The organism is Variovorax sp. 01T439_2, assembly GCF_056398445.1.
The window spans coordinates 1-10,124 of record NZ_JBFTPJ010000114.1; the positions used below are offsets into that span (position 1 = coordinate 1).

A 10,124-nucleotide genomic window follows, 5' to 3' on the forward strand; every position below is an offset into this window, starting at 1 on the left:
GGACGAGGCGCTGGCGTTCTATGTCGAGAAGCTCGGCTTCCGCGTCCACACGGACGTGGGAAACGGCGACTACCGCTGGCTCACGGTGCAGCACCCCGAGCAGCCGTCGTTCCAGCTCGGCCTGTTCAGGCCCGGGCCGCCGGTGCTCGATGCAGCCACGGCGCAGGCGGTGCGCGCCATCGTCGCCAAGGGCGCGATGCCGCCGCTGGTGCTGCGGGTGGACGACTGCCGCGCTGCCTATGAGCGGATGCGCGGCCTGGGCGTGGAATTCACGCAGGAGCCGGTGGAGCGCTACGGCACCGTGGACGCGGGCTTTCGCGATCCGTCGGGCAATGGCTGGAAGCTGATCCAGGCGCGCGGCTGAACCAGCGCCGAACCTGCCTCAGGCCGGCGCCATGCCATGGCGGCGCTTGGCCTCGGCGCTGTCTGCCGAACGCATGAATTCGAGCAGCGCGCGCACCGCATCCGGCTGCGCGCAGCCGACCACCGGCGCCGCGGAAAAGACCGTGGTGATCTGGACCTCCGGCGGCAAGGGGCCGACCAGGTCGACGCCTTCGACGCCGATCAGCTCGCTCCATTGCTGGAACCCGAGCGCGGCATCGCCGCGTGCGAGCAGCGCGCCGACCGGCACGCCGGGCGGCGCCTGCACCAGGCGGGCGCGGATCTCGCCAGCGATGCCCCAGCGCTCGAACAATGCCATCAAGGCAACGCCGCTCGGCCCGGTCGAATACGCGATGCCGGAGGCGGTGCGCACTGCGCTGCGCAGCGCGTCCTCGGTAGAAATATCGGGGTGCGCCGCGCCCGCAGGCACCGCCACGGCCACGCCCGAACGAACCAGGTCGACCTTGCCGCCGCCATCGAGCCTGCCCTGCGCGACAAGCGTGTCGATCGCCTCCGACGCCAGCACCACCACGTCGAAGGGCTCTCCCGCGGACACGCGCCGCGCCGCCTCGACGCCGCCGATCGCCAGGAACGAGACCGGCACGCCGCTGCGCTGCGAATGGGCGGCCGCAAGCTCCTGCAGCAAGCCCCGGGTCGCCATCGAGCAGAGGCCACGGATCGCGGGCACCGTCATTTCCCGCCGCCCTGCCCTGTGCCGATCAGGCGGTCGGCGTAGTCTTGCCACGGGCTCTTGGCGTCCAGTCCGTCGAAGAGGCCGGTGCGCGCCTGCTGTGCGACCCAGTCCTGCTTGGCTGCAATGGCCGCCGCCATGAAAGGCTCGAAGCCGGTCTCGCGAACAGTCTGCGCCGCTTCGCGCATTTCCTCGGCGCGCCGCTTGCCATGCTGCACGACGCGGCTGAAGAAGTAGGCGCCCTGGCGCTCCCAGTCGATCTGCGGAAAGGTCTCGGCGAGCGTGGGCAGCACATGCGCCTCCACGCCGTAGCGCCGCGCCGTGGTGTAGCTTTCGATGACCAGTGCCTCCAGGCCCTTGATCATGATGCTGCGGCTCATCTTGATGGCCGACGCCACGCCGAGCCGCTCGCTCACGGCGCGCGCGTCCATGCCCCATGCGCACAGCGTGGCCGCGAGTGCCTCGGCCTGGGCGCCGCCCAGCAGCATGGGCACGCGGATGCCGTAGGGCGGCACCGAGGTCATCACGCCGGCTTCCACATAGCCGGCGCCGGCGGCTTCGAGCAAGGCGCCGGCCCGTTGCTTGGTGCCGGGCGAGGCCGAGTTGAGATCGAGAAAACGCATGCCCGCCCGCGCATGCCGCGCGGCCTCCTCGGCCACCGCGAAGGTGCTGGATGCGGTCACGGCCGAGACCAGCAGATCGGCCGCGGCGCACAGCGCCTGCATGCCCGAGGCGACGCGCAGGCCGCCGGCTTCGGCGGCGGCGCGTGCTGCCGCGCCGCCGTCGGAGTCGGCGAATTTCAGGTCCCAGACCCAGACCGCCTCGATGCCTTCCTTGTGCAGCAGGCCGCGGCCGAAGATGCCGCCCACTTCGCCGAAGCCGACGATGCCCAGTGTGATGCCCATGTGTGTCTCCTTGCTGTTCAATCGACGGTGATGCGGGCCGCCTTGATCACGCGCTCCCAGCGCACCATCTCGCTCGCGATCAGCTGGCCGAAGACCTGCGGCGTGGCGGGCGTGGCCTCGGCGCCCTCGGCCGCCAGGCGCGCCCTGACCTCCGCCGAGTCGAGCGAGCGGTTGATCTGCTGGTTGATCATCGCGACGATCGGCGCGGGCGTTGCGGCCGGCGCGGCCACGCCGTACCACTGGTCGGCCTCGAAATCCTGGGTGCCGGGCACGCCGCTCTCGGCCACCGTGGGCACCTCGGGCAGCGACGCGATGCGGCGCGGGCTCGACACCGCGAGCGCACGCAGCTTGCCGGCCTTGATGTGCGGCAGCAGCGCGGGCGTGCCGGTGARGATCGCCTGCAGCTGGCCCGCCAGCAGGTCGTTCACGGCCGGCGCGGTGCCGCGGTAGGGAATGTGCAGCAGCGAGGCGCCGGTCTGCAGCTTGAGGTATTCCATCGCGATGTGCGCCGCGCTGCCATTGCCGCCCGAGCCATAGGCCAGCTGCCCGGGCCTGGCCTTGGCCAGCGCAATCAGCTCGGCCAGCGTGCGCGCCGGCACCGAGGCATGGACCACGAGCACGTTCGGCACGCGCGCGACCCATGCCACGGGCGCGAAGCTGCGCAGCGGGTGGTAGCCGAGCTTGCGGTAGAGAGACGGGTTGATGGCCAGCGTGCCGATGTGCCCCATCAGCAGCGTGTAGCCGTCGGCCGGCGCCTTCGCGACCTTCTCCGCGCCGACGGAGCCGCCCGCGCCGGGCACGTTGTCGATCACCACGGCCTGGTTCCACGCGCGGCCGAGCTCCTGCCCGATGCCGCGTGCCAGCACGTCGGTGGAGCCGCCGGGCGTGAACGGCACGACCAGGTGCGGCGGATGGTCCGGATAGCCCTCGGCGGCCTCGGCGCTGCGGCTCGCAAGCCAGAGCGCGCTGCCGGCGGAAAAGATGCAGGCCTGTCGGCGGGTGATGCCGGTGGTCGCGGTGCCGATGATGCGAGCCATGTCGTCTGGCCGCCGTCAGTCGATGTAGCGCAGGCCAGCCTTGGCCAGCGGCTCGCGCATGGCGTACATGTCCAGGCCGAGTTCGCCGGCCGCGAAGCGCGCGCGTTTGGCCGTCTCGTTGGCCTCGCGCGCTTCGGCCGCATCGGCCACCTGCTGCGCACGCGCGGCCGGCACCACCACCACGCCGTCGATGTCGGCCACCACCACGTCGCCCGGATGCACGAGCGCGCCGGCGCACACCACCGGCACGTTGACCGAGCCGAGCGTGGCCTTGATCGTGCCCTTGGAATGGATGGCGCGGCTGAACACGGGAAAGCCCATCGCGTTGAGGTCGCGCACGTCGCGCACGCCGCCGTCGATCACCAGGCCCTTGCAGCCGCGCGCCTTGAACGAAGTGGCAAGCAGGTCGCCGAAGAACCCGTCGGTGCTGTCGCTGGTGCAGGCCGCGACCACCACGTCGCCGGGCTGGATCTGCTCGGCCGCCACATGCAGCATCCAGTTGTCACCGGGCTGCAGCAGCACCGTGACGGCCGGGCCGCAGAAGCGCGCATCGGGATGGATCGGACGGATGCGCGGCTGCATCAGCCCGAGCCGGCCGAGCGCCTCGTGCACGGTCGGGACGCCGAAGCGCGACAGCTTGTCGACCGCGGCGGCATCCGCGCGCGCCACCTTGCGATGGACCACGCCGATCTGCTGGAGGGTGTTGGAAGAAAAAGAAGACATGAGATCAGAGCCCCTTGGCGATGAGTGCGCGGTCCAGGCGCGGGTACACGCGGCGTGCGTTGGCTTCGAACACCTTGTGCCGCGCCTCAGCGTCGAGCATGGGCGTGGCGTCGATGTAGCGGCGCGTGTCGTCGTAGAAGAAGCCGGTCTCGGGGTCGATGCCGCGCACCGCGCCGATCATCTCGCTCGCGAACAGGATGTTGTCGACCGGGATCACGCGCGTCAGCAGGTCGATGCCCGGCTGGTGGTACACGCAGGTGTCGAAGAAGATGTTGTTGAGCAGGTGGTCCTTGAGCAGCGGCTTCTTCATCTCTTGCGCCAGGCCGCGAAAGCGCCCCCAGTGGTAGGGCACCGCGCCGCCGCCGTGCGGGATCACGAAGCGCAAGGTCGGAAAGTCGGTGAACAGGTCCGAGGTGAGGCATTGCATGAAGGCCGTGGTGTCGGCATTCAGGTAGTGCGCGCCGGTGGTGTGGAAGCAGGCGTTGCAGCTCGTGCTCACATGCACCATGGCCGGAATGTCGTGCTCGACCATCTTCTCGTAGAGCGGGTACCAGTGGCGGTCCGACAGCGGCGGCGAGGTCCAGTGCCCGCCCGAGGGATCGGGGTTGAGGTTGATGGCCACGAAGCCGTACTCGCGCACGCAGCGCTCCAGCTCCGCAATGCAGCTGCGCGGGTCCACGCCCGGCGACTGCGGCAGCATGGCCGCGCCGATGAAGTGATCGGGGAACAGCTCGCTCACGCGAAAGCACAGCTCGTTGCAGATGGCAGCCCAGGTCGACGAGGTCTCGAAATCGCCGATGTGGTGGGCCATGAAGCTCGCGCGCGGGCTGAAGATCGTCAGGTCGCTGCCGCGCTCCTTCATGAGGCGCAGCTGGTTGCCCTCGATCGATTCGCGCAGTTCGTCGTCGCTGATCTTCAGGTCGGCGGCGCGGGGCTTCAGCGCGGGGTCTTTCAATCCGGCGATCTGCTGGCTGCGCCAGTTCTCGAGCGCCTTGGGCGCCGTGGTGTAGTGGCCGTGGCAGTCGATGATCATGGGCGGTTCCGTGAATGGCTGGTGGTGTCTTGCGGGCATGCGCGGCGCGTGCGCCGGCCCTTGCGTCAAGTGTGGTTCCGGACGCCGCCGCGTGGCGTGAGTTCGGCTTGCCCTACCATCAGACTTTCTTATCGGCCAGGGCTCCTGCCCAGGCACCTCTGGAATGACGGGCCGACGCCAGCTGCAAGACAAAGTGATCGACCGCACGCACACCCATGCGCTGGGCCTCAACCTGCGGCACCTGCGCGCGTTCACGGCCGTGGCGGCGGCCGGCAGCATCGCCCGGGCCGCGGACGAGCAGCTGTTCCGCGTCGCCTCGGGCGTGACGCGCTCCATCTCCGAGCTCGAAAGGGCGCTCGGCCGGCCGCTGTTCGACCGCGGCCCGCGCGGCATGGCGCTGAACTCCTACGGCGACCTGGTGCTGCTGCGCGCACGCCGCATCGAGCGCGCGTTCGAGGACGCGCGCGCCCAGCTCGTCGCGCGCGGCGGCATCGGCGCATCGGCCGACGTGCATTCGCTCTTTGCATCGATCCTCAACGGCCGGCGCTTGGCGGTGATCGCGAGCCTGGTGGAGAAGCGCAACATGCCGGCCGTCGCGCGCGAGTTCGGCATCACGCAGCCGGCGATCAGCAGCGCGCTGAAGGACCTCGAAGGCGGGCTCGGCGTGGCGCTGCTCGAGCGCCGGACGCGYGGCCTGGTGCCCACGCCGGCCGGCGAGATCGTGGCCTTCCATTTCAAGCGCGTGCTCGCGGAGCTGCGCCACATCGGCCCCGACATCGCGGCCAGCGAAGGCATGCTGCAGGGCAGCGTGAACGTGGGGGCGCTGCCGCTCGGCCGCACGCAGATACTGCCGCAAGCGATCGCCTCGCTGCTGGCGCGCCATCCGGGGCTGCACGTCGCCACGGTCGAGAGCCCCTACGACGCGCTGGCGGCGTCGCTGCGCAGCGGCGACATCGACTTCATCCTCGGCGCGCTGCGCAGCAGCGCCGACGCGCGCGACCTGCAGCAGGAGGCGCTGTTCGAAGACCGCATCTCGGTGATCGCGCGCGCCGGCCATCCGCTGGCGCGCGCCGCGCGTGTCGACTTCGATGCGCTGCGTCAGGCGACCTGGGCACTCTCGCGGCAGGGCACGCCTTCGCGCGAGCTGCTCGAGCGCTTTTTCTCGGCCGCGCGCGAAGCGCCGCCAGTTCCCGCGGTGGAGACCGGCGACCTTGCCGTGCTGCGCGGCCTGCTGCTCGAAAGCGACATGCTGACCGCGATCTCGGCCCACCAGCTGCGCCACGAGATCCGCAATGCCAGCCTGGTGGTGCTGGACTTTCCGCTCGACGAGACGCGGCGCGAGATCGGCCTCACCCAGCGCCTTGGCGCGTTCCCCTCGCCCGGCGCGCGCGCGCTGATGCAGGAGATCCGCGCGGTGGTCGCCCGCTCGCCCGACTTCCGCGCAAAGGCGGGAAGCCGCGGCCAGTGAAATGCGGACGGCCGCTGGCGCTCAGCGCCGGGCCAGCAGGTCCGCCAGCTCGGGCACCAGGGCTTCGGGCGCCAGGCCCTGCGCATGCTGCAGGGTCTGCAGCACCGCCGCCGCAATGTCGCGGTGCGCACCGGCATCGCCCGCCATGGTGTTGTAGTAGCCGAGGTCCTTGCTCGCATTGGCGATCGAGAAGCGCAGGCTCGACGTGTCCTTGGCCGTGAGGTAGGGCCGCAGCCGCTCCAGCGCCACGCCGCCGCCGCCGCCCTTGGCCAGGATCTCCACGAACATCTCGGGCGCCACGCCGTGCTGGCCGGCGCAGGCCGCCGCCTCGGYGATCAGCGCCACCGTGCCCAGCGAGACGAAGTTGTGCAGCAGCTTCATGCCATGGCCTGCGCCCACCGGGCCCGCGTGCAGGATGTTCTCGGCAAAGCACGACAGCAGCGGGCGGCATTCCTCGAGCAGGGCCGCATCGCCGCCCACCAGCAGGTTGAGCCGGCCTTCGGCCGCTTCCTTCGGCGTGCGCGTCATCGGCGTGTCCAGGAAGCGGCTGCCCGCGGCCTGCACGGCCTGGGCCATGCGCAGCGTGGAAGCGGGAATCGCGGTGGAGCAGTCGATCACGATGCTGCCCGGGCGCAGGCCCTGCAGCACGCCRCCCTCACCCGTGAGCACGGCCTCGACCTGGGGCGAGCCCGTGAGCACGAGGATGACGATGTCGGACTGCGCGGCCAGCTCGGCCGCGCGCGTGAAGCTGCGCGCGCCGGCGGCCTTGAGCGCGTCCAGCGGCTGGTTGCCCGGGTGCTCGAGCACCGCCAGCGGGTAGCCGTGCCTGGCGATGTTGCTGGCAATGCCGTGGCCCATCATGCCGATGCCGATCATGCCGATGTTCTTTTTCAAGGGAGTCTCCTGGGTTGCGATGTGTAGGGGATGCAGGGGCAGCCGTCCGAATCGAGGACTGCGTTCCGCCTTGGGTTAGGCTTGCGTCGGCAAGCACCGGTCGTGCGACGAAATGGCTCGGATTGGCCTGCAGGCAGGCGCAGCGTACCAAACTCGGCCGCGTACTTCGTCCCGGTGAGCGATGCCCATGAATTACCGACCAAGACCATCGAGCCCCCTATGACAAGCCACCAGCAGTCCCATGCCCCGCGGCGTCGCAGCGTGCTCGTGACGGCCGGCGCCGCAGCTGCACTCGCCTGCACGGGACGGGGATTCGCGGCAACCCCATTCCAATGGACGAGAGGCAGTCCGGAGTCCAGCCCAATGGCGCCGGATCTTGCGGCACGCCTTGACCAGGGCGTGCAAAGCGGCGAGTTCGCGAATCTGCATGCCGTCTTCATTGCGCGCAAGGGCCGGGTCGAGATGGAGCGCTACTTCGAAGGCCCGGACGAACGCTGGGGTACGCCGCTGGGCACGGTTGCATTCAACGTCGATACCTTGCATGACCTTCGTTCCGTCAGCAAGAGCATCGTGGGCCTGCTCTACGGCATCGCACTCGCCGAAGRCAAGGTTCCCGCGCTCGATGCGCCGCTGCTGGACGCCTTTCCCGCCTACCTTGACCTGGCCCGCGACGAGCGCAGGCGTGCGATCCGAATCTCCCATGCCCTCGCGATGACGATGGGCCTGGAATGGAACGAGGACCTGCCCTACAGCGATCCGCGCAACAGCGAAATTTCGATGGAGCGCAGCAAGGATCGCTACCGCTATGTGCTGGAACGCCCCATCGTCGCCAACCCGGGCGAGCGGTGGCGCTACTCGGGTGGCGCAACGGCCCTGCTGGGCCATCTCATCGCCAAGGGCGCGGGCGTGCCGCTGCTCGACTACGCGCGCGACAGGCTGTTCTCGCCCATGGGCATCGAGAAGGTCGAGTGGACCCGTGGTTTCAATGGAGAGGCGGCCGCGGCATCGGGCCTGCGCATGCGCGCGCCGGATCTGGCTCGCGTTGGCCAGCTGCTGCTCCAGCGCGGCGAGTGGAACGGCCAGGCACTGGTTCCGAAGGATTGGATTTCCGAGTCACTGACGCCGCGCGCCGACGCTTTCGAAGGCCTCCGGTATGGCTACCACTGGTATGTGATCCAGCGCCAGGATGGCTCGCCAGCCTACATGGCGATCGGACTCGGAGGCCAGCGGCTGGTCGTCATTCCTGCGCTCGAACTGGTGTATGTCATTTTCATGGGCAACTATTACCGCGAAGACCAGCTCAAGCCGCTCTTCGCGGTGCAGAAGCTGATCCACGCGTCGCTGCGCTGAAGAACACAGCAAGCCCCGGCGGGGCGGTCACCCCGTTCGCCTGGGCGGCGGCGCCCGGTACCTCAAGGCTTCGATGACCAGGGCGAGCGCCGGGGAAAGCTGGCGGCGATGGGCGTAGTAGAGGTGGTAGCCCGGGAAGGCCGGCCACCAGTCCTGCAGGACCGGAACGAGCCGCCCCTCTTCGATGTGCTGTTCCATGATGTCGAAGGGCACATAGGCAAAGCCCATGTCGTCCAGTGCCGCGCGCAGCATCAGGAAGGTGTTGTTGAACACCGTCTGGCCTTGCACCCGCACGCTGACCTGCTTCCTTCCCTTCTCGAAATCCCAGGCGTACAGGCCGCCGTGCGTCGGCAGCCGCAGGTTCACGCAGCGGTGCGCCGTGAGGTCCGCGGGTTTCACCGGCACAGGCTTGCCCGCGAGGTAGTCCGGAGAAGCCGCCACCGCCATCCTCAGCGCCGGTGCGATCGGGACCGCCACCATGTCCTTGTCGACGCGGTTTCCCACCCGCACGCCGGCATCGAACCTTTCGGCGGCGATATCGGTGAAGCCGTAGTCGACGCTGAACTCCACCTGGATGTCCGGATGCTGCTTGAGCAGCGGCAGGAGCCTGGGCCACAGCACCGTGGCAACCGCATGGTCATGCGTGGTGATGCGGACCGTGCCGGCCGGCTTGTCGCGCATTGCGCAAAGGGATTCGAGCTCCCGCTCGATGTCCTGCAACCGTGGGGCCAGCGTATGGAGGAGCCGGGCGCCTGCGTCGGTCACGGAGACGCTGCGCGTGGTGCGGGTCAGGAGGCGCACGCCCAGGCGCGCCTCCAGCGCCAGCATCGAATGGCTGAGCGCCGAGCGCGACACGCCCATCTGGGCGGCGGCACGGGTGAAGCTGCGTTCGCGGGCAACCACCACGAAGGCCTGGAGATCGTTCAGGTTTTCTTTTGCCATTGGTGAGCTGCATTCACATAAGCCGGCCCTGAACTCCATCGGCGCAGGCGCCGAACCCGCCCCGGCACCGGGGGCGGCCCAGCAGATCGCGAGGGCCGGCAGCCAACCTTCGGCAGCCGGCCCTGCCGAATACTTCACCGGCCGCGTCCGCGTCGACCCGCTCTGGCCCGCCACCGAAACCCTCAACGCCTCGGGTGGCCTCGTGACCTTCGAGCCCGGCGCGCGCTCCGCCTGGCACACCCACCCGGCCGGGCAGCGCCTGGTGGTGCAGTCGGGCCTCGGCCTGACCCAGGAGTGGGGCCAACCCGTGCAGGAGATCCGCCCCGGCGACGTCGTCTGGTGCCCTCCGGGCGTCAAGCACTGGCACGGCGCCGCTCCGTTCACGGCACTGGTCCACCTGGCCGTCACCGGCACCGTGGACGGCAAGAACGTCGAATGGATGGAGAAGGTCAGCGATGAGCAATACAACCAGCGCTAGGCATGGCAGCAAGGCGGGCGCTGGCCTTGGCGCTGTGCCTTGCCGTCGCTCCGTGCCATGCCGGTAGCACGCCCCAGGAGTCCACGAACATGAACACCACACGCACCGCATCCGAAACGCTTTCGCTGCGCCAGCAATCCATCATCCCGATTGCGGCGTTCGCAGCGGCGGGCGACATCGCCCGCCTGAACACGGCGCTCGAACAGGGGCTCGATGCCGGCC

Annotated in this window: 11 protein-coding genes and 1 pseudogene; 5 read left to right on the plus strand and 7 right to left on the minus strand. The window is 69.7% G+C overall.

Annotation, left to right across the window (positions count from 1 at the left end; genetic code table 11):
* Window positions 1-364, plus strand: a 364-nt coding sequence (locus AC1DOC_RS07985) for a VOC family protein (protein WP_478129633.1), incomplete at its 5' end; no start/stop codon positions are given.
* An 18-nt stretch (window positions 365-382) separates the two neighbouring features.
* Here the strand turns inward: AC1DOC_RS07985 and AC1DOC_RS07990 are convergent.
* From AC1DOC_RS07990 to AC1DOC_RS08010, 5 genes are read right to left on the minus strand one after another with little or no spacing between them, the layout of a single operon-like run.
* Window positions 383-1,075, minus strand: coding sequence for a substrate-binding domain-containing protein (locus tag AC1DOC_RS07990; protein WP_478081582.1), 693 nt, complete (start codon window positions 1,073-1,075; stop codon window positions 383-385).
* A complete protein-coding gene (locus AC1DOC_RS07995; RefSeq protein WP_478081584.1) occupies window positions 1,072-1,977 on the minus strand; it encodes a DUF1932 domain-containing protein in 906 nt (301 codons plus the stop codon). Before AC1DOC_RS07995 ends, AC1DOC_RS07990 begins: the two co-directional genes overlap by 4 nt.
* A 17-nt stretch (window positions 1,978-1,994) precedes the next feature.
* A complete protein-coding gene (locus tag AC1DOC_RS08000) occupies window positions 1,995-3,014 on the minus strand; it encodes a Bug family tripartite tricarboxylate transporter substrate binding protein (RefSeq protein ID WP_478129634.1) in 1,020 nt (339 codons plus the stop codon).
* 15 nt (window positions 3,015-3,029) lie between these two features.
* A complete protein-coding gene (gene ligK / locus AC1DOC_RS08005; protein ID WP_478081588.1) occupies window positions 3,030-3,737 on the minus strand; it encodes a 4-carboxy-4-hydroxy-2-oxoadipate aldolase/oxaloacetate decarboxylase in 708 nt (235 codons plus the stop codon).
* A 4-nt stretch (window positions 3,738-3,741) separates the two neighbouring features.
* Complete coding sequence (locus tag AC1DOC_RS08010; RefSeq protein WP_478081590.1) at window positions 3,742-4,770, minus strand: amidohydrolase family protein; 1,029 nt, start codon at window positions 4,768-4,770, stop codon at window positions 3,742-3,744.
* Window positions 4,771-4,933: 163 nt separating this feature from the next.
* Here AC1DOC_RS08010 and AC1DOC_RS08015 point away from each other — a divergent pair, with 163 nt between their 5' ends.
* A complete protein-coding gene (locus AC1DOC_RS08015) occupies window positions 4,934-6,238 on the plus strand; it encodes a LysR family transcriptional regulator (RefSeq protein ID WP_478083546.1) in 1,305 nt (434 codons plus the stop codon).
* Between the two features lie 21 nt (window positions 6,239-6,259).
* Here AC1DOC_RS08015 and AC1DOC_RS08020 read toward each other — a convergent pair whose 3' ends face one another.
* The gene (locus AC1DOC_RS08020) at window positions 6,260-7,132 is read right to left on the minus strand and encodes an NAD(P)-dependent oxidoreductase (protein WP_478129635.1); all 873 of its coding nucleotides are present in this window, start codon (window positions 7,130-7,132) and stop codon (window positions 6,260-6,262) included.
* Window positions 7,133-7,306: 174 nt separating this feature from the next.
* Between AC1DOC_RS08020 and AC1DOC_RS08025 the strand changes: the two genes are divergently transcribed.
* Window positions 7,307-8,482 carry a serine hydrolase domain-containing protein gene (locus tag AC1DOC_RS08025; RefSeq protein ID WP_478129636.1) on the plus strand — a complete coding sequence of 392 codons (1,176 nt, stop codon included), beginning with the start codon at window positions 7,307-7,309 and terminating at the stop codon, window positions 8,480-8,482.
* A 27-nt stretch (window positions 8,483-8,509) separates the two neighbouring features.
* On the opposite strand, the gene AC1DOC_RS08030 is transcribed toward AC1DOC_RS08025, so the two are convergent.
* Window positions 8,510-9,424: a LysR family transcriptional regulator gene (locus tag AC1DOC_RS08030; RefSeq protein ID WP_015865797.1), complete on the minus strand. Its 915-nt coding sequence runs from the start codon at window positions 9,422-9,424 to the stop codon at window positions 8,510-8,512.
* Between the two features lie 37 nt (window positions 9,425-9,461).
* Between AC1DOC_RS08030 and AC1DOC_RS08035 the strand changes: the two genes are divergently transcribed.
* The gene (locus AC1DOC_RS08035) at window positions 9,462-9,902 is read left to right on the plus strand and encodes a (R)-mandelonitrile lyase (protein WP_478129637.1); all 441 of its coding nucleotides are present in this window, start codon (window positions 9,462-9,464) and stop codon (window positions 9,900-9,902) included.
* Window positions 9,903-9,904: 2 nt separating this feature from the next.
* A pseudogene (locus tag AC1DOC_RS08040) lies at window positions 9,905-10,124 on the plus strand (carboxymuconolactone decarboxylase family protein); the annotation flags it as partial.

What these genes read in the sequence shown, in the direction of transcription:
- AC1DOC_RS07990 (WP_478081582.1), bottom strand. Translation starts at nt 1,075, where the DNA reads ATGACGGTGCCCGCGATCCGTGGCCTCTGCTCGATGGCGACCCGGGGC.
- AC1DOC_RS07995 (WP_478081584.1), bottom strand. Translation starts at nt 1,977, where the DNA reads ATGGGCATCACACTGGGCATCGTCGGCTTCGGCGAAGTGGGCGGCATC.
- ligK (WP_478081588.1), bottom strand. Translation starts at nt 3,737, where the DNA reads ATGTCTTCTTTTTCTTCCAACACCCTCCAGCAGATCGGCGTGGTCCAT.
- AC1DOC_RS08010 (WP_478081590.1), bottom strand. Translation starts at nt 4,770, where the DNA reads ATGATCATCGACTGCCACGGCCACTACACCACGGCGCCCAAGGCGCTC.
- AC1DOC_RS08030 (WP_015865797.1), bottom strand. Translation starts at nt 9,424, where the DNA reads ATGGCAAAAGAAAACCTGAACGATCTCCAGGCCTTCGTGGTGGTTGCC.